The following is a 16,810-nucleotide window of genomic DNA, read 5'->3' as shown; positions in this document are numbered from 1 at the left end:
GGGCTCGACAGCGCCCGTGCCACAATATGGGCAGAACTTGGGGTGAGCAGGTTTTGAAATGCCTATAACCTGAAATTTCATTTTACAATGACTGCAGGAGTAGGTTTCTGCCAGCAATGGACAGGACTTTAAACCAAGAACCTCGTAATATCTATGATCAGGCTGCGCGAGTTCCACCCGACATTATAGTTCAAAATTAGAGCAGCGGCTTTATTTCTCGCACGTCCACGAAATGCTGCATGTTGCCGCAATCGACGCACACGTACACCAGCATTGGGGTGGTAAAGTTCTTGGTCTGCTCCACGGCAACGTCAAACTTGAACTTGCCGTTGAGGTTCTTTAAGGTGCCCCTGCATACCGGGCATCTTTTATCATCAGACATGATGATTTTAAACAAAGTCAAGTATTTTAGCCGATTGCAGATTTTCCCGCAATTACGTGAACATTATTGGCGGCTGGGCGACTAGCCTGCCGGCCTCGGAGAGGGCTTCTTTTGAGCCATGAGCCCGCGAATGATACTGCTTGCCCCCTGCCCAAACAGCGACTGCAATGCAAGGTCCAGTTTTCCAGCATCTACTACCCTGTCGTCCATTATCACGTTCTCTTGCTCAAGGTACTTAACTACAAGGGCGGCATTTTCATTGCCAAGCATTTTTTTCAAGGCATTTACCAGGGACGCATAAGCAGGGTTTTCGATGGCCATCATTAGCGTCGCTCTCCGTGGCCGTCTTCCCACCCCCTATACTTTTCCCGGAGGTAGAGCAGGCCCTTTACCAAGTCCCTTGCCTGGGCCGGCGTCAGCTGCCTGGCCAATTCTTCATTGATGCCCATCTCCAGGAGCTTGGTAATGTCCCAATGAAGCTGGGCAATCTCTACGTTATTCACGTTACTTGGAGACTCGTATCATAATAAGAACATCCGGTAGGTCGGAAAGCTACAACTCGGCAGATGTCTGTATCGCCGTTTACTCACAAGCCCTTTTAGCCAATCCTGAGGGGGTCAAGGGTGCCGGCAAAAATGATGCAAGACAACACGTATGACATGCTGAACCAGGTACTAGAGTCAGATGGCTCTGTAAGGTTTGCAGGCATCGTGGACAAGAAGGGCAGGCTCATCGTGCACGGGTACAAAAAGGGCTTAGCCCCCATGCTATCTGAAAAAGAGGTCGAAAGGTCGATAGTGCAGGCGATACTAAAGATGAGCACCGACCAGTCGATGGAAGAAAGGCTCGGCAGAGTGGAGTACTCTATGACTGTCTATGAAAATGTCAAGCGGATAACTGTGCCCATCAAGAGGCACGACCTGTTGCTGCTCATTTCAGCCGAGCGCACGTCAGACCACGAAAAGATCATGCAGAAAGTGCTGCCCCTGATTGATGCGATGCACTAGCAGTATGTCGCCGCCAGGCAATGCAGCTGTTTAATACAAAACGCGCCATCTGAGGTTCATGGTTTCGATATCTTTGTCAGAAGGCGCCATCCGGCACGTCGGCAGGAGGCAGGGCGCAGGCATAATTGTCTACCGCGAGATGCTGAGGAATGGGGCATTCCTCCCAAAGGCCACTGTCGGAAAGGCTCCGGGCAGCCTGTTCATCCTGGCTGACAACCGCAGCATCCCGGTGTGGGTGGAAAAAGCATTTTTCAGCCAGCTTGAAGACAGCATGATTTCGCTAAGCCTCGACAGGGGAGTCGTCAGGAGGATCCGGATAGAGATGGCGCCGCTGCCGGCGGGCAAGGCTGGCTACCTGGCTGCATAGTGGGCGATCACTTCTTCGTGCTGCGACTCGATCTTGATATCTGTGGACCTTGACTTGCTGCCGTCTTCCCAGTGGTCAAACACGTCGTCCTGGTAGTCAGCGACTGACACCGCATAAGTCCTGCCCTTCTCGACCGGTATGGTCAGCGGCGTATAGCCCGTATGCGTTTCGTCGCCCAGCCTGACTGTTGTCCACATCGTGGCGATGCTCCCGTCAGAGTCGTAGGCGTTTACAGTCAGGGTGTGAAGGGCAGTCGCAGGCGTCTCGTAATGATAATACGCGGTCAGGACCTGCTCTTCGTTTGCGAATGTTATCTCCTGCAGGTTTGACCTGTCTCCGTTAGCCCACCGGTCGAACACAAAGTTTGACCACTCTGAAACGTAGACGGTGTACTGCTCGCCCGGCTCGCCCTCGAACCTGAACGGCGTGAACCCTCTCTGGATTATTTCGCCGTTTGACTCGATGACTACCGCCATGCTGAGGTCGCCTCCCTTTTCAATCATGGCGTTCACGGTCAGCCCGAGGGGATCCGCAGCCGTCCTGTCGCGGTAGTATGCTGTGGCTATTTTTGAAGAGTCGTCAAGCGTTAGAGTCCTCGTTCTCGCCTTGCTGCCGTCTTCCCAGTACTCAAAGACCAAGTCCCGGTTGTTCAGCGCAGTTGCGGTGTACGAGTCGCCCGACTTGCCCACCTGCGTCACCCAACCCTTGCTGCTGGCAACCCTGTCGCTGCCAAGCGAGAGGGTCAGCGTGCCGTTGACCGGCGCGCTTGTCAGGTCGGCGCTCTTGACCACGACGTTGTGCATCTTGCTTGGCGTCTTGGGGTCGAGGATGGCCAGCAGCTCGTCAAAGTGCGACGGGAACTTGTCGTAGGGGTTTGGCATATAATCGTCCGTGAAAAAGACATATGACGCAAAGTCTGCAGAGGTAAGGACGTACGACCTGTCGATTGTACTCTGCGTGTGGGCGATGTAGGAAAAGTTCTTTTTGTCGTGTTCCACGTGCCAGCCGCCGAGCCTACTCAGCGAGGGCACGCCGTACCCTTCAGAGATGACGATATTGTCGACCGCGCCCACGTATTCCGGCGTCGCGTCAGTACCCGTATTGCCGACTACAAAGCTCATCCCGTGATTTTTGGCATAGTCGGTGAGCTCTTTGTAGTACCCGACAAAGTCCTTGTTGTTTGACATCTCGTCGATGAAAATGCCGTCAAGGTCGTAAAATTTCTTGTAAGTGTCAACGTCCGCCTTGGCAGTCTCAATAGGCACCCCCGCCCAGAACGTCGAGACATATCCCAGCACGACGACGTTTGACTTCCTGAGTTCGGCGACGTTTTCCGTATACAGTGGGTTGGCGCGTTGGCCCGGCCCGCTGTCTGGGTTTATGACAGAGATCCACGGGAGGGACGGATGCTCCAGGCGGTATTCCAGCATGTCGTCCCACATCTTGCCTGGCGGGGTGAAGAGCGGAAAGAATATGCCGGTCTTGCCATGGTCGACTGGCACAGTCGGGGGGCTACGCTCAGGCACCGCGGACGGGGGGTTGGTGCCTTCGTTAGGGCCGCCGCTTGGCGGGCGGATTCCCAGCATGCCATAGGTTGGCAAAAACAATACAGCGGCAATGACCGCTAGGATGATCGCTATCTTCCACACTACGAGAAAATTTTGAAATCATGGCTTAAGGCTCTTATCGAGCTCCACTCTGAAAGAATCTCCTCTGAAGGGTTTTCTAAGAAAATTCCAGAGCCGGATCTTAGTTGGATATATGTTAAGACTTTATCATGATATTCTACTGCAAAAATGTCGCAGCATGTGCATGCAGACTAATGTTGTACACATGGCTCGACAGGGACTGGCGCGGGACAGCTTTGCGGGGCGTTTCATCTGGCACCGTGCTTGCACTATTTTTCCTAGGGGACAAGCACGGCTCGCGCCTCAACCTCGGACTTTTTCAGGCGCGCAAGCACGTCGTTTGCCTCGGCAAGCTTGTAAGTCTCTATCACGACCTTGAGCGACCCGGCGGCCGCGATCTTTACGAGGTCGGCCATGTCCTGCCTAGAGCCTATCACCGTGCCGCGTATGGTCTTTTCTTCAAACGCCGAAAAGCTGGGGATGTTGCCGACGACACCTACCACGACCGTCCCGCCTTTTTTTACCGACTTTATTGCAGCATCGATGGCTTTTTCGGAAGGCGCAAAGACGATGGCGCTGTCAAGAAACCCTTCATCTTTTTTCAGCGACTTGACAAATTGGTCTACAGACTCTTGGTACACAACGGCGTTGTCGGCGCCGAGCTTTTTTGCCAGATCAAGGTGGCCCTTGGTCCTTGAAATGGCTACCACTCTGGATCCTTCCAGCTTTGCCAGCTGTACCGCAAGGTGCCCCACGCCACCCACGCCAAAAATGCCCACCGACCTGTTTTTCGCCGGCTCGCTTGCCATGACTGCCTTGTATGCGGTTATCCCGGGGCAAAAGAGCGGCGCCGCGTGCGGCGAGTCGATGTTGTCCGGTATGCGCGTGACAAACTCCTCGCTTGCGGCGATGTATTCGGCATAGCCTCCCTGCACGCTCTCTCCGGTTATCTCGGCATCGTCACACAGGTGCTCCCTGCCTTTCAGGCAGTACTCGCATTTCATGCACGAGCTGAACAGCGGCTGTATGCCGACCCTGTCACCCACCCTGAACTTTTTTGCGCCGTCGGCCATTTTCACGACGCCGACGACCTCGTGACCGGGGACGACCGGCAGGCGCGACGGTGAGCCGATGTCCTTCCAGTCACCTTCGATCATGTGCAGGTTTGACCGGCAGACGCCACACGCCTCTATCTCCAGCAACACTTCTCCTTTTTTTGGCGACGGCATTGGCAGCGACTCTAGCTTTAGCGGCCGAGTCTCGATGGGCGCAAGCCTGTCAAGCACCATTGCCTTCATGGTTTCCATGGCCTACCTACCCCCTTTGCCGCCTATCTTTATTCCTGTGCAGCACAGCAGATATGCGACGAGCGTGCCGGCGTTTTCCACCTCCTGCCTGCGGATCATTTTTTCCAGATGTGCGACCTTCACCATCTCCACGTCTATCTCTTCGGTAGAGTCGTGTCTCGTTTCGCCCGGGGCAAGCCCGGCGGCCGAAAAGACATGAACCACCTGGCACGACTTGCTGACTGACGGGTGGTAGCTGTAGACGTGTTTCACATTTTTCGCCCGGTAGCCTGTCTCCTCTTCCAGTTCCCTCCGGGCAGAGGAGAGAGGTGACTCACCCTTTTCGATGTGGCCGGCCGGGAACTCGAGCATCACCTTGCCTAGCGGGTAACGGTACTGCCTTATCATCACCAGCCTCTCCTTGTCAAGGAACGGGACGACGATTACGATGTCTGATGACTTGTAGAACGTGTACGACGTCTCCCTGCCGTCGGGGGCCCGGACCCTGTCCTGGTACAGCTCCATGTATACGGTCTTGCCATCTCTTGCCTCGTACACCTTTTTGCGGCCGAGGCGCTCCCAGCTCTTGCCTGGCATGTCCTCCCTTTTGCGCGACGGGATTTAATGTGTTCTATTTGCAGAACAGCCGTCTTCGCGGCGCTCCTTAAATCGCCCTTTTGCCCATAAGAGCCGTGGAAGACAGCGACATTGAGCGCAAGCTGCAGGGCAGGACGCTACAAGTTTACTTGTATCTGCAGAAAAAGAGAAGGCCGAGCGGCATAAGGGAGGTCCAGCGCGACCTTGACATGTCAAGCCCGAGCGTCGCGGAGTACCAGGTTGAAAAGCTGGCATGGATAGGGCTTGTCTCCCGCGACAGCTATGGCAGGGTCGTGCTTGCCAGAAGGGTAAAGGTAAAGGCGCTAGAGTCGCACGTCAGTTTTGGGAGGTTTTCAGTCCCCCGCCTTGCATTCTATGCGTCCATATTCTCGGCAGTCGCAGTCCTGTACGCAATTTTTGACGGCGGCAGTGTCTATGGCATCGCAGTCCCGGCGGCAGCCGCGGCCGTCCTGTGGGCAGAGGCAGCAAAGGTATGGAAATTCAGCCTTGCTGCCTCGAAAAAAGAAAAAGAGAGCATCCTGCCGCTGCTTGCACCCGGGCTGGTAGCCCTCGTCGTGTTTGCGGCCGGGGCGGTTTTCCTGTTCCAGTACGTCCCCCAACAGGCGCCTGTCCAAGAGCCAGAGCCGGCAATCCAGCCGCTGGAGAGCAGGCAGACCATCGAAGAGTCTGTGGAGATGTCGCGCCAAAAAGTCGCAGCAGCCGGCGCCGCCGGCTGGCCCGAGTTTGCGACTGCCATGCCGTTTGGGGCAGCCGCGGTCTTGGCGTTCCTTGCCTACATCCTGTTCAGGTGCCGGCCAGGAGGCGTTCTGGCGCCAGAACAGGGAAGCAAGATAGCGTGCGGAACGCAGGATTATCCAGAGCGCATCGCATAATATCGCATGGACAAGACAAAAACCGCGCTGATCGCCGGGCTCTTACTGGCCTTTGCCGGCTCTGCCCCGGCGGCTCACGCGCAGTACGTAGGAAACCCCGCGACAATCGTCACGGAAGATCAGCTTGCAGAATGCCAGGAACTTGGCATAGACAGGCCGGAATGCAACGAGCACAACATCCTTGCCGCCAGGCGGGTCGCCATAGCCCACGACAACCCTGCCTCCGGCTCAGGCACGCCCATGATTTCACTTGGAGGCGACCAGGCATGGGTGTTCATAGGGACGCTGGGCGCGGTCTTTGGAGGAGTTGCTGCAGCGTTCTTTGTAAAGGGGAGGAGGGCATAGCCTCCCACTTTTTGTAACACTTAAGAATACAAGAGTAGAAGTCCTGCCCATGCGGGCAAGCGAGGCCAAGTCTGCGGATTTTGTCGGCAAAAGAGTCACGGTGCGCGGCTGGGTTCACAGGCTGCGCAAGCAAAAAGAGAACGCGTTTGTCCTCCTGCGCGACGACAGGGGCGCAGTCATCCAGTGCGTGGTCGCGGCAGAAGCGGCGGCGCCACTCACGATAGAGTCGTCGGTTGAAGTCACTGGCACCGTAAGCCAGGACCCAAGGGCGCCGGAGGGTGGCTTTGAGCTAAAGGCAGGCGAATTGAAAATTTACAACGTCGCAGCCGAGTACCCGATAGGCGAGTACCAGAGCGACGAGCTCTTGCTGGACAAGCGCCACCTGGCGCTCCGGACGCGCAGGATGATAGCCATCGCAAAGGTGCGCGCGTCCGTCCTTCAATACGGCCGGCAGTGGTTTGTAGAAAACGGCTGGATGGAAGTCACCGCGCCCACGATAGTAAAGGGCGCCGTCGAAGGCGGCTCGACTCTTTTCAAGCTGCGCTACTTTGACCAGGATGCATACCTTTCCCAGTCTGCGCAGCTGTACCTTGAAGCCATGATATTTTCCCTCGGGCCGGTGTGGAGCCTCACGCCGTCTTTCAGGGCGGAAAAGTCCAGGACCGTCAGGCACCTTGCAGAGTTCTCGCACCTGGAGGCCGAGGCGCCCTGGGTCACTCTTGAGGACATTCTAAAGGCAGAAGAGCAGCTGGTCTCGTACGTAATCCAGAATACGATAAAGACAAGGGCGGAAGAGCTTGCGCTGATAAAGCGCGACGTTACTGACCTGAAAAAAGTAGAGCCGCCATTTGATCGCATCCCGTACTCCAGAGCGATAGAGACCTTGCGCTCCAGAGGGCTCCAGGTCACGCAGGACGACGGCGAAAAACGCGAAATCCAGTTTGGCGACGACCTTTCCATAGATACCGAGCGCGAGCTTACCAAAGACGCCGACAGGCCCGTGTTCGTCGTCGGGTACCCGCTAGCGGTCAAGCCGTTTTACGTAAAGGAAGACCCGGCCGCCCCGGGCATCGGCCTCACCGCGGACATGCTTGCGCCAAGGGGCTTTGGCGAGGTCACAAGTGGCGGGCTGAGGGAGGACAGCATCGATTCCATCACTGAAAGGATGAAAAAGGAGGGGCTCAACCCAGGCGCGTATGGGTGGTACCTCGACCTTCGCCGCTACGGCTCTGTGCCTCACGGCGGGTTTGGCCTTGGCATCGAGCGCCTCGTGAGGTGGATAACAAACGCCGAAGACATCAAAGATACCGTCCTGTTCCCAAGGACTATGTCAAGGGTAGAACCTTAAGTACTCGGAAGCGCACGTAGGCATATTGCCAAAGGGCGCGTCAAGGAGCAAGCCGCTGGAATTGCAGCACAAGGCCCTGCTCTTTGTCGCAAGCGTCCTTGTCAAGACGTTTCTCATGGTGCTCGTCTCCACGCAGATGGTCTGCGGCAGCAGCGACCCGAGGGCGTTGTTCCAATGCGGCCCGAGCGCCGCGTACGTCGGCGGCAGCGCGGCGGCAGTAGCGGTCATGGGCTTTGCGTTTGCCCACTATATCATCAGACTAAAGTCGTTCAACAGGATATTTGCGACTATGATGGGCGCCGACTTTATCGTGACTGCGATGTACTTTGTTGTGGCGTTCATCGAGCCCGGGCTCGTCGCCGCAAAGACAATGATCTGGCTTTTCGGCACCTGGATACTCGGGATGCTGCTGGCGCCGTTTGAAAGCGAAAGGAGGATATGGAAAAAGCTGTCGCAGTACGGCGGCATTGCGGCACTGGGGGCGCTCTTTACGCTCCATTTTATCCCAGGGTTTGCAGAGATGGGATCGTCCTACACGGTAGGCATGATGGTGTCAAGCATACTGGCCGTGTTTGGCGGCGGCCGCCAGAAATAGCTACTCGGCCTTCTTTTTGCGCGCCGACGCCTTTTTCTTGGCAGTTGTCTTGGACTTTGCCCTTATCTTTTTGGACTTTACCACGGCTTTTGCCAGTTTTTCAGCTGGAGCGACGAGTACTGCCGCGGGTGCTGCTTCTTCGACTAGTGGCGCCTCAACCACCGATGGCACTTCCTCAATAACCGGAGCTTCAATCACCGGCACTTGTACTGCGACTGCCACGGGCGCAACTTTAATTACTTTCGCTTCAGCCATTGGCGCAGCAATTATTGCCGGTTCTTCTACCTTTGGCGCAGGCACGGCAAGCCGGATCTCTATGAATGAAACGCGCCTTGTCATCCCGTCGATGACCATTTCTTCAGTGCCGATGTTTATCGACCTTGACTCGAGCCCCGGGACGTCGCGCTTGACCATCTCGGCGACGTTGACTGCCGTCACTATGCTAAAGCTCCCCTTTGCCCTCACGACAAGCTCGCCAAAAGAGCCGAGCCGGAAAAGCGCGGGCGCAATATAGTCGACTGCGTTCTTTTTGCCCACGATGAGGACGTGTGGCGGTATGGCATTTGGAACTGCCGTCGGGGGTGCCTCTTGGACTATTGCGGTCATCATGCCTGCGAGATTGGCGTTTGCAGTTTAGAAGGACTGTGTCAACAGAGTTTTACACCCTTGTCAGCCCAAAGGCATTTAACGGCTTTGGCCGCAATTGTGGCCGTGAAAGAGCCGTTTGCCGAGGCCGCAAGGAAACGGGTGCTGCTATTTGACGGCGCCATGGGCACCGAGATACAAAAACTGGGTCCCAAGCCGGAGGATTTCCCGGACGGCAAGGACGGCTTTAACGACGGCCTCATACTGACAAGGCCAGAGTGGATAAGGCAGATCCACAAGAGCTACCTGCGGGCAGGCGCCGACTGCATCGAGACCAACACCTTTGGCTCAAACAAGTTCAAGCTCGACGAGTATGGCTACGGCGACGAGACGGTAGAATTTAACAAAAAGGCCGCGCAGCTTGCAAGGCAGGCGGCAGACGAGTTTGAGAACCGCTACGTCATAGGCTCCATGGGCCCCTCAGGATTCCTGCCAAGCTCCAACGACCCGGACCTCGGCCAAAAGCCACTTGACGAGATAAGGGAGGCGTTTGCGCTGCAGGCAGAAGGTCTGATTCTAGGCGGCGCCGACGCGCTGCTCATAGAGACGAGCCAAGACATACTGGAGGTAAAATTGGCGATAGAGGCGTCCCACGCAGCGATGTTAAAGACGGGCAAAAAGGTGCCCATCATCGCCAACGTTACGCTGGACCAGTACGGCAAGATGCTGCTTGGCACGAGCGTCCAGGCTGCATACACCACAGTGAGCGACATGGGCATCGACTTTTTTGGCCTCAACTGCTCCACCGGCCCGGCAGAGATGACGCCGAGCGTCAGATGGCTCGGCGAGCAGGAACTCCCGGTGCTGGTGATGCCAAACGCGGGCATGCCCCACAACGAGGGCGGAAAGGCGGTTTACAAGATGGGTCCCGGAGAGATAGCTGAGCGGTTGTCCGATTTTGTAAAGAAATATCCCAACATCCGCATGATAGGCGGCTGCTGCGGCACGACGCCGGAGCACATTGCAGAGCTGCGCAGGGTAATCGACGGCTGAATAGCCAAATATAGCCGTCAAAACAACTTGATCAAGTTTGAAGATACCGCGCGTCAGCTCGGCGCTCAAAGCAGTCGACATCAGGCAAGAGCCTGCGCCGCTCATCATAGGGGAGCGCCTGAACACCCAGGGCTCGAAAAAAGCCAAGGAGATGGTGCTGAAGGATGACTTTGACGGCCTGGTCGACCTTGCACGGGCGCAGGTGGAGGACGGCGCGCACTGCCTTGACGTGTGCGTCGCGACCACCGAGCGGTCTGACGAGCTTGAATTCATGGGAAAGCTGGCCAAGCGCCTCAGCCTGGAAGTCGAAGCGCCGCTGGTCATCGACTCCACAGACCCAAAAGTCATCGAGGCCACTGTTGTGCAGATACCGGGCAGGCCCATCATCAACTCGATAAACCTTGAAGGCGACGGCAGCCGCTTTCACGCGCTTGCCCCCCTGATGGCCAGGTACGGCCTGCCGGCTGTGGCGATGTGCATAGGGCCAAAGGGCATGGCAAAGACGGCGGAGGAAAAAGTGGAAACGGCGCAGCTGCTCTACGACGCCGGCAAGCAGTACGGCCTGCAGCCGTGGCAGTTCATTTACGACGTGCTGACGTTCACACTTGCGACAGGCGAGCAGGAATTTGCAGACTCTGCAAAAAACACGCTTGACGGCATCCGCAGGGTTAAGGAAAGGTTCCCCGAGTCTTTCACGACACTCGGGCTCTCCAACGTGAGTTTCGGCCTGCCCCCGGGGGCGCGCAAGGTTGTCAACTCTGTTTTCCTGTACCACGCGATAAAGGCAGGGCTTGACACCGTCATCATCAACCCCCGCGACATTATCGCCTACACGGAAATCGACGACGGGCAAAAAAAGCTGGCAGAGGACCTCATATTCAACCGCCACCCGAACGCGCTGGCGGAGCTCATCGCGTTCTTTGAAAATACAAAAGTCGCTTCTGGCGCAAGCAGGCGCGTCGAGGTAGACCCGTCGTGGGATGCCAGCAAGAAATGCCATTTCCGCATAGTCAACCGGCTAAAGGAGGGCATCGAGCTCGACGTCGTGCAGGCGATTGCGGACCGCATACCGGGCGCCACGGTCGAGAGCGGAGCTATAAAGGCGAACAGAGAGGCGGCGCACGAGGCGGCGGTGCAGACTTTGAACGAAGTGCTGTTGCCGGCCATGAAAGAAGTCGGCGACAAGTTTGGCGCCGGGGAACTCATCCTTCCGTTCGTGCTAAAGTCAGCCGAATGCATGAAGGCGGCGGTTGCGGAACTTGAAAAATACCTGATAAAACAGGAAGGCGTGAGCAAGGGCAAGCTGGTGCTCTGCACGGTGTACGGCGACGTGCACGACATCGGCAAGAACCTTGTAAAGACGATATTTGTAAACAACGGCTATACGGTCTACGATCTAGGCAAGCAGGTGCCGCTGCAAAAGATACTTGAAAAGATCGGCGAAGTCAGGCCGGACGCAATCGGCCTGTCGGCGCTGCTCGTCTCTACGTCAAAGCAGATGCAGTACTTTGTCGAGCACGCACGCCAGAACAACATGGAAGTGCCGGTGCTTTGCGGGGGCGCGGCCATCAACACCAATTACATCAACAGGATAGCAAAGGAAGGCGGCATCTATGGCCCCGGCGTGTTTTACTGCAAGACCGCGTTTGACGGGCTGCGCGCGATGAACGCGCTCGTGTCGCCCCAAGAGCGCGGCAAGTTTGTGGGAGGCTGGAAGGAAAAGCTGGAAAAGTGGTCCGACAGGGAGGCCGTGGCAGAGCGCGGCGAGTCGCCGCATAGCGGAATCGTCCCAGTGGCGCCGCCCGTCCCCCCGCACGTTGGCCGGAAGGTCAGGCTCGAGCCTGCAGACATTGACCTGGCAGAGGTGTGGAAGCACATTAGCAAAAAGTCGCTGTTTGTCCTGCAGTGGGGAATAAGGGGCAAGGGCGCAAGCGAGAGCGACCCGGACAGGCTGTTCGAAGAATGGACGCGCAGGGTCATCGATGAAAAGCTGTTTGAGCCTCGCGCCGTCTATGGATATTTCAAGTGCAGCAACTTGACGCCGGGCAAGGCCGGCGTAGGCAAGATAGCAGTCGACCTTGGAGGCAGGCAGGTCGAGTTCGAGTTTCCCAGGTCGTCAAAGGAAAAGCACCTGTGCCTTGCCGACTATTTCGGCCCTGACGATGTCGTCGCGTTCCAGGCAGTCACGGCCGGCGCGAAAGTGACAGACGTGATAGAAAAATGGAACAAGGAGGACCGCTACACCGACGCCTATTACCTCCACGGCATCGCGGTGGAAACGGCGGAGGCTATGGCCGAATGGGTAAACGCCCGCATCAGAAAAGAGCTTGGCATCGGCGACAAGCGCGGCCTGCGCTACAGCTGGGGCTACCCGAGCTGCCCCGACATCATGCAGCACCACCAGGTTTGGGAGATCCTCGACCCTGCCAAGTCAGGCATGACGGTGACGGAACTGGGGCAAATAGTGCCCGACCAGTCGACTGCGGCTATCGTGGTCCACCACCCCAAGGCAGAATATTTCATTCTCTAGAAGCCTGCTCCTTACCTGGTGTGAAACGCAGGACTAGCTTGCCGGCGGACAACTGCCGAGGTTAAGTAACTCCCTGTCCAAGCAGAGTCATGGCAAAGGTTGCGGTTGTCACAGGGAGCTCTAGCGGCATCGGGCTTGAAACGGCGCTGACTCTGGCAAGGAACGGCTTTGATGTCTATGCGACGATGCGAAACACCGGCAAGGCAGGGCAGATACAGGAAGCGGCAAAAGGCCTGCCCCTGCGCGTCCTGCAGCTTGATGTGAACGAAGACCAGTCTGTCAAAAGCGCGGTTGACGCGGTGTTGAGTGAAAAGGGCAGGATAGACGTGCTTGTCAACAATGCAGGCTATGCCCTAGTAGGGGCCGTAGAGGACCTTGCAATGGACGAGCTAAAGGCGCAGTTTGAGACCAACCTGTTTGGGCTCGTGCGCGTGACGCAGGCGGTGCTGCCTGCGATGAGGAAGCAAAAGAGCGGGACAATCATCAACGTCGGCTCGATTGGAGGCAGGGTCGCGTTCCCCACGTCGCCGGCGTACAGCGCGACAAAATTCGCGGTCGAGGGCCTGAGCGAGGCCATGGCGTTCGAGCTTGCACCCTTTGGAATAAGGGTCGCAGTCATAGAGCCGGGCATGATAAAGACGAATTTCGTAAGCGGCATCGCGATGGCAAAAAAGGCGCTTGACCCCGGCTCGCCCTATGCCCCGATGCTGCAAAAGATGAACGCAACCATAGGCCCGCTGCTTGAAAACGCGGCGCCGGCGCAGCAGGTCGCCGACGCGGTGCTGCAGGCGTCCACGTCGCCGGACCCCGAGTTCAGGTACCTCGTGTGAAGGGACGCGGTCGGCCTGGCGCAGGCGAGGGCCGGGATGCAGGACAGGGAATTCCTTGCGATGCTGAAAAAGAACTATGAGCTCTAGAAAGATTATATCAGCGCAGGGTTGAATGACTCTATAAATTGCTGCTAAGAAGGGGCCCTTTGATGCTGATAGCAGGAGGCACCATAATGATCATCAGCTATGTCGTTGCCATCCCGTATTTTCTGCCCCAGGGAAACGAAGGGGCCGAATACAGCATACGGCCCGGCGAGGCGGCAAGTATCACCCACAGCCTGCCCCCCGGCCAGGCGGCGTTTAGCGTAACGTTCCAGGAGCTGGCAGAAAAGCCGATCATGACGGTAAAGGATAAGGCAGGCGAGGTGCTTTACAACAGCACGGCCACAGGCTCGCCGTTTGTGGTTCCGGTGAACGCCGCAACCGCTGGCAACTATACGCTTTTCATTGCAAACCCCTCTTCTGAAACCCTGCGGGCGGTGGTCCTGGTCGGCGACGAGGTGACGACGGTGACGCTTGGCTTTATACAGATAGCAGGCATAATGGTGCTGGCGGCCGGCGCCATAGTAACGGTTTTAGACAGCAGGCGCAGCAAAAAGATGAGGCAGTTTGGAGACGTGAGCGACCTCAGGTGAGATAATGGCAAAGCTTGAAGCGCGCAACATCAGCAAGTATTTCACGTCCTCGCAGGGCAGGGGCCAGGCGCACCAGCAGGTGGGCGCCGTGCACGACGTCAGCCTGTCGATAGAAGACGGGCAGTTCGTCTGCCTCGTCGGACCGTCCGGCTGCGGCAAGACGACAATCCTCAACATCCTTGCGGGGCTTGACATGCCGAGCGAAGGCGAGGTGATACTGGACGGCAGGCCGGTCTCGGAGACTGGCCCGGACAGGATAATGGTTTTCCAGGAAAACGCGCTCTTTCCGTGGCTCAGGGTGATAGACAACGTCGAGTTTGGGCTGATGGTAAAGGGGGTGGAAAAGAAAAAGCGCAACGAGATAGCGATGCGCTACCTCGACATGATGCAGCTGACAAAGTTTGCCGACGCCTACACCTACCAGCTGTCCGGCGGCATGAAGCAGCGCGTCGCGATAGCCAGAGCGCTTGCAATCGATCCCGAAGTGCTCCTGATGGACGAGCCGTTTGCGGCGCTTGACAGCCAGACGCGCGACCTGTTGCTTGTCGAGTTGCAGTTGATCTGGGCGCGCACGAAAAAGACGATTGTTTTCATCACACACAACATAACCGAGTCGGTGTGCCTGGGCGACAAGGTCATAGTTTTCACAAAGAGGCCCGGCACGGTAAAGAAGGAAGTGTCAGTCGACTACCGCAGGCCGCGCCTGCCTGAAGACGAGGGGCTGCGGCCGTACCAGCGCCAGGTGCTTGAAGAGCTAAAGACAGAGATTGCCGAGCGCAAGGGCGACGGCCTCAGCTGACCTTTTTCAAGAGCTCAAGGCCGGCCTGAAAGCTGTTGGGCGACGTCAAGAGCACGCTGCCGGCCATTTTGCCGGCCTTTTTCACAAAATCCGCAGGCTCTTTTTCATAGCCGGACCAGTCAAGCCCTATCATCTTGGCGGACTGGAAGTTCTTGTCAGCCGGCACCATGACGCACGCGACGACCTTTATCCCGTGCGGCCTGGCAAGGTCGACAATTTCGCCAAGGTCTGATAACGAAGATATCGACTGCGTCACAAAGGCATGCGGCTTTGCCGCGAGCTTGTTCTGTATCGCCGGCGACTCTTTGTTTGCAACCTTGTCTGGGAAGGACAGGTTGAGCTTTATCCTGGTCCCAAAGCCGAGGTCCTTGAGCATGGTGACTGCGGCCGACGGCTTTAACCCCGAGTCGCGGCCGTCGGTCGGCGCGTCGCCGAGCAGAATGAGCAGGCTGTCGACGCCTGTCATCACCGCGTCTGCCGCCGCCTGGCACAATGTTATTGCGTTTCGGTCGCTCGTTCGCACGCTGCACGACAGCTTGGCTTCCCCGGCGACCCTGCGGACGTAGCTTGCGGCGGTGATGCTCGAAATGCGCGGCACGCCAAGGACCGAGTCTGTCAGGTGTATGCCTTCTGCGCGCTTTAGCTGCGACGCTCGGCGGAGCAGGACGTCCATGTCGTGGCCGAGGCTGCGCCTGTCATAGCGGCCGTCCCGGGCAATCTTGGGCGGGTTCAGCTCGTACGCCAGCTTCAATAAAAAATGAGGCATGTTCCGGCCTTATTAAATAGTCTGGCACAACAGAATTTAACCCGCCGCAGGTATGAAGGCGCGTGCGCAAGGACGAGATGCTGTCGCTTCTCAATAATGTTGTCGAGAAGAGGCCGTACCGGGCAGAGGACGCGGCGACTGCCATCCCGTCGGCGGTGCTCGTGATAATCCACTACCACGGCGGCAGCCCCTACGTCTTTATGACAAAGAGGGGCGCGGATCTGAAGGCGCACAAAAGCGAGATCTCGTTTCCCGGCGGCAGGTTTTCTAAAGATGACGCGAGCCTGCTTGAAACCGCGCTGCGAGAGACTGAAGAAGAGGTAGGGATTGCATTTTTGCCGGGAGACGTGCTTGGGTCGCTCCAGCCGGTCAGGACCATGACTTCGAACCACTTTATCGTGCCCTTTGTGACCGTGCAGGACATGCTGCCGCAGGTGCGCGTGTCGGCAGCAGAGGTGGCAGAAGTGCTCGACGTTCCCCTGATGGAGACGCTTGCGACCAGGGAGCCGGACGCAGAGCACTTTCACCTGTCAAAGAACGCGTACAGGTTCGCCTGCCGCGGCAACGTAATCTGGGGCGCGACTGCAAGGATTCTGGAGCAGTTGCACAAAGCACTCATCAGACCGTCGTGATCAGCTCACCGCTTGCGCTCGCGTGGATAACAGGTCATCATTTGAGCAAGCAAGCTTGCGCGCTCTGGGTTATACATTTTTGCAAGTGCTAGTGTGTGTTTCCAGTGGAAAACAGCAAAAATAATTGTTCTTTTATACGGATGCCTGCGCCTGCTGGGCACAGTGCGGCGGAAAAGACACTAGTGTGTGTTTCCGGTATTTCCAGTGCATCAAAAACGCTGGTAGCTGTTAGTTCTTTTATGCACGTTGTGGCATGATGATGGCAACGCTGTTGATACATAGAGATAGCGGGCCCGGTGGGCTTCGATCCCACGACATCTGGCTTCGGAGGCTTGTGCTCTTCAAAAAGAAGATCAGCACCCTATCCTGGCTAGACGACGGGCCCTAGTTACGTCCACGCATAAGGCGGTATATGAAAGATGGCATCAAGAACCCGTTCAAGGAATGGCAATTGAAAGCTTTTCTTATCTACTTGATTGACCTGCATATTCTTGCAGATGGATCGCAAAAAGGTAATCGCAGGAATATCCAT

General features: G+C 56.9%; 20 protein-coding genes and 1 tRNA gene. 12 read left to right on the top strand and 9 right to left on the bottom strand.

What is annotated here, in order from left to right; translation table 11 throughout:
• Positions 1-196: 196 nt before the first annotated feature.
• The 3 genes from ACREAY_RS03500 to ACREAY_RS03490 all read right to left on the bottom strand — a co-directional run bounded on the left by ACREAY_RS03500 (position 197) and on the right by ACREAY_RS03490 (position 885).
• Positions 197-382, bottom strand: a complete 186-nt coding sequence (locus tag ACREAY_RS03500; RefSeq protein ID WP_431754376.1) for a hypothetical protein — start codon at positions 380-382, stop codon at positions 197-199.
• An 81-nt stretch (positions 383-463) separates the two neighbouring features.
• Positions 464-706 (bottom strand): hypothetical protein, encoded by a 243-nt coding sequence (locus ACREAY_RS03495; RefSeq protein WP_431754375.1) that lies wholly within the window; start codon positions 704-706, stop codon positions 464-466.
• A complete protein-coding gene (locus tag ACREAY_RS03490; protein ID WP_431754374.1) occupies positions 706-885 on the bottom strand; it encodes a hypothetical protein in 180 nt (59 codons plus the stop codon). Before ACREAY_RS03490 ends, ACREAY_RS03495 begins: the two co-directional genes overlap by 1 nt.
• Before the next feature lie 132 nt (positions 886-1,017).
• Here ACREAY_RS03490 and ACREAY_RS03485 point away from each other — a divergent pair, with 132 nt between their 5' ends.
• Entirely contained in the window at positions 1,018-1,389 is a 372-nt protein-coding gene (locus ACREAY_RS03485; RefSeq protein WP_431754373.1) for a hypothetical protein, read from the top strand.
• 58 nt (positions 1,390-1,447) lie between these two features.
• Entirely contained in the window at positions 1,448-1,756 is a 309-nt protein-coding gene (locus ACREAY_RS03480) for a hypothetical protein (RefSeq protein ID WP_431754372.1), read from the top strand.
• Here ACREAY_RS03480 and ACREAY_RS03475 read toward each other — a convergent pair.
• The 3 genes from ACREAY_RS03475 to ACREAY_RS03465 all read right to left on the bottom strand — a co-directional run bounded on the left by ACREAY_RS03475 (position 1,741) and on the right by ACREAY_RS03465 (position 5,267).
• Positions 1,741-3,357: a spherulation-specific family 4 protein gene (locus ACREAY_RS03475; RefSeq protein ID WP_431754371.1), complete on the bottom strand. Its 1,617-nt coding sequence runs from the start codon at positions 3,355-3,357 to the stop codon at positions 1,741-1,743. The genes ACREAY_RS03480 and ACREAY_RS03475 overlap by 16 nt on opposite strands.
• A gap of 305 nt (positions 3,358-3,662) precedes the next feature.
• Entirely contained in the window at positions 3,663-4,691 is a 1,029-nt protein-coding gene (locus ACREAY_RS03470) for an alcohol dehydrogenase catalytic domain-containing protein (RefSeq protein WP_431754370.1), read from the bottom strand.
• Positions 4,692-4,694: 3 nt separating this feature from the next.
• Positions 4,695-5,267 (bottom strand): NUDIX hydrolase, encoded by a 573-nt coding sequence (locus ACREAY_RS03465; protein ID WP_431754369.1) that lies wholly within the window; start codon positions 5,265-5,267, stop codon positions 4,695-4,697.
• Between the two features lie 95 nt (positions 5,268-5,362).
• Here ACREAY_RS03465 and ACREAY_RS03460 point away from each other — a divergent pair, with 95 nt between their 5' ends.
• The 4 genes from ACREAY_RS03460 to ACREAY_RS03445 are packed head-to-tail and all read left to right on the top strand — an operon-like array spanning position 5,363 to position 8,448.
• A complete protein-coding gene (locus ACREAY_RS03460) occupies positions 5,363-6,160 on the top strand; it encodes a hypothetical protein (RefSeq protein ID WP_431754368.1) in 798 nt (265 codons plus the stop codon).
• A gap of 6 nt (positions 6,161-6,166) precedes the next feature.
• Positions 6,167-6,505, top strand: coding sequence for a hypothetical protein (locus ACREAY_RS03455; RefSeq protein ID WP_431754367.1), 339 nt, complete (start codon positions 6,167-6,169; stop codon positions 6,503-6,505).
• A 49-nt stretch (positions 6,506-6,554) separates the two neighbouring features.
• On the top strand, positions 6,555-7,853 hold the full coding sequence (gene asnS / locus ACREAY_RS03450) for an asparagine--tRNA ligase (protein ID WP_431754366.1): 1,299 nt from the start codon (positions 6,555-6,557) through the stop codon (positions 7,851-7,853).
• 25 nt (positions 7,854-7,878) lie between these two features.
• Positions 7,879-8,448, top strand: coding sequence for a hypothetical protein (locus ACREAY_RS03445; RefSeq protein WP_431754365.1), 570 nt, complete (start codon positions 7,879-7,881; stop codon positions 8,446-8,448).
• Here ACREAY_RS03445 and ACREAY_RS03440 read toward each other — a convergent pair whose 3' ends face one another.
• Positions 8,449-9,057, bottom strand: coding sequence for a hypothetical protein (locus ACREAY_RS03440; RefSeq protein ID WP_431754364.1), 609 nt, complete (start codon positions 9,055-9,057; stop codon positions 8,449-8,451). It abuts the gene before it with no gap.
• A gap of 96 nt (positions 9,058-9,153) precedes the next feature.
• On the opposite strand from ACREAY_RS03440, the gene ACREAY_RS03435 reads away from it, so the two are divergent.
• From ACREAY_RS03435 to ACREAY_RS03415, 5 genes are all read left to right on the top strand, one after another.
• Positions 9,154-10,086: a homocysteine S-methyltransferase family protein gene (locus ACREAY_RS03435; protein WP_431754377.1), complete on the top strand. Its 933-nt coding sequence runs from the start codon at positions 9,154-9,156 to the stop codon at positions 10,084-10,086.
• A gap of 37 nt (positions 10,087-10,123) precedes the next feature.
• Entirely contained in the window at positions 10,124-12,616 is a 2,493-nt protein-coding gene (locus ACREAY_RS03430) for a dihydropteroate synthase (RefSeq protein WP_431754363.1), read from the top strand.
• An 89-nt stretch (positions 12,617-12,705) separates the two neighbouring features.
• Positions 12,706-13,446, top strand: coding sequence for an SDR family oxidoreductase (locus tag ACREAY_RS03425; protein WP_431754362.1), 741 nt, complete (start codon positions 12,706-12,708; stop codon positions 13,444-13,446).
• Between the two features lie 149 nt (positions 13,447-13,595).
• Positions 13,596-14,081, top strand: a complete 486-nt coding sequence (locus ACREAY_RS03420) for a hypothetical protein (RefSeq protein ID WP_431754361.1) — start codon at positions 13,596-13,598, stop codon at positions 14,079-14,081.
• A gap of 4 nt (positions 14,082-14,085) precedes the next feature.
• Positions 14,086-14,880 carry an ABC transporter ATP-binding protein gene (locus ACREAY_RS03415; RefSeq protein WP_431754360.1) on the top strand — a complete coding sequence of 265 codons (795 nt, stop codon included), beginning with the start codon at positions 14,086-14,088 and terminating at the stop codon, positions 14,878-14,880.
• Here the strand turns inward: ACREAY_RS03415 and ACREAY_RS03410 are convergent.
• A complete protein-coding gene (locus ACREAY_RS03410; protein ID WP_431754359.1) occupies positions 14,873-15,631 on the bottom strand; it encodes a hypothetical protein in 759 nt (252 codons plus the stop codon). The genes ACREAY_RS03415 and ACREAY_RS03410 overlap by 8 nt on opposite strands.
• Before the next feature lie 77 nt (positions 15,632-15,708).
• On the opposite strand from ACREAY_RS03410, the gene ACREAY_RS03405 reads away from it, so the two are divergent.
• The gene (locus ACREAY_RS03405; RefSeq protein WP_431754358.1) at positions 15,709-16,278 is read left to right on the top strand and encodes an NUDIX hydrolase; all 570 of its coding nucleotides are present in this window, start codon (positions 15,709-15,711) and stop codon (positions 16,276-16,278) included.
• Positions 16,279-16,566: 288 nt separating this feature from the next.
• On the opposite strand, the gene ACREAY_RS03400 is transcribed toward ACREAY_RS03405, so the two are convergent.
• A tRNA-Arg gene (locus ACREAY_RS03400) sits at positions 16,567-16,663 on the bottom strand.
• Positions 16,664-16,810 lie beyond the last annotated feature (147 nt).

The sequence above is a fragment of the Nitrososphaera sp. genome (genome assembly GCF_050748925.1).
Lineage (GTDB): Archaea > Thermoproteota > Nitrososphaeria > Nitrososphaerales > Nitrososphaeraceae > Nitrososphaera.
This window is presented reverse-complemented; position numbering and strand designations above follow the sequence as displayed.

Excerpts from the sequence above, each read along its gene's own strand:
- ACREAY_RS03500 (WP_431754376.1), bottom strand. The coding sequence starts at position 382 with ATGTCTGATGATAAAAGATGCCCGGTATGCAGGGGCACCTTAAAGAAC.
- ACREAY_RS03495 (WP_431754375.1), bottom strand. The coding sequence starts at position 706 with ATGATGGCCATCGAAAACCCTGCTTATGCGTCCCTGGTAAATGCCTTG.
- ACREAY_RS03485 (WP_431754373.1), top strand. The coding sequence starts at position 1,018 with ATGATGCAAGACAACACGTATGACATGCTGAACCAGGTACTAGAGTCA.
- ACREAY_RS03480 (WP_431754372.1), top strand. The coding sequence starts at position 1,448 with ATGGTTTCGATATCTTTGTCAGAAGGCGCCATCCGGCACGTCGGCAGG.
- ACREAY_RS03470 (WP_431754370.1), bottom strand. The coding sequence starts at position 4,691 with ATGGAAACCATGAAGGCAATGGTGCTTGACAGGCTTGCGCCCATCGAG.
- ACREAY_RS03465 (WP_431754369.1), bottom strand. The coding sequence starts at position 5,267 with ATGCCAGGCAAGAGCTGGGAGCGCCTCGGCCGCAAAAAGGTGTACGAG.
- ACREAY_RS03455 (WP_431754367.1), top strand. The coding sequence starts at position 6,167 with ATGGACAAGACAAAAACCGCGCTGATCGCCGGGCTCTTACTGGCCTTT.
- asnS (WP_431754366.1), top strand. The coding sequence starts at position 6,555 with ATGCGGGCAAGCGAGGCCAAGTCTGCGGATTTTGTCGGCAAAAGAGTC.
- ACREAY_RS03440 (WP_431754364.1), bottom strand. The coding sequence starts at position 9,057 with ATGATGACCGCAATAGTCCAAGAGGCACCCCCGACGGCAGTTCCAAAT.
- ACREAY_RS03425 (WP_431754362.1), top strand. The coding sequence starts at position 12,706 with ATGGCAAAGGTTGCGGTTGTCACAGGGAGCTCTAGCGGCATCGGGCTT.
- ACREAY_RS03420 (WP_431754361.1), top strand. The coding sequence starts at position 13,596 with ATGCTGATAGCAGGAGGCACCATAATGATCATCAGCTATGTCGTTGCC.
- ACREAY_RS03415 (WP_431754360.1), top strand. The coding sequence starts at position 14,086 with ATGGCAAAGCTTGAAGCGCGCAACATCAGCAAGTATTTCACGTCCTCG.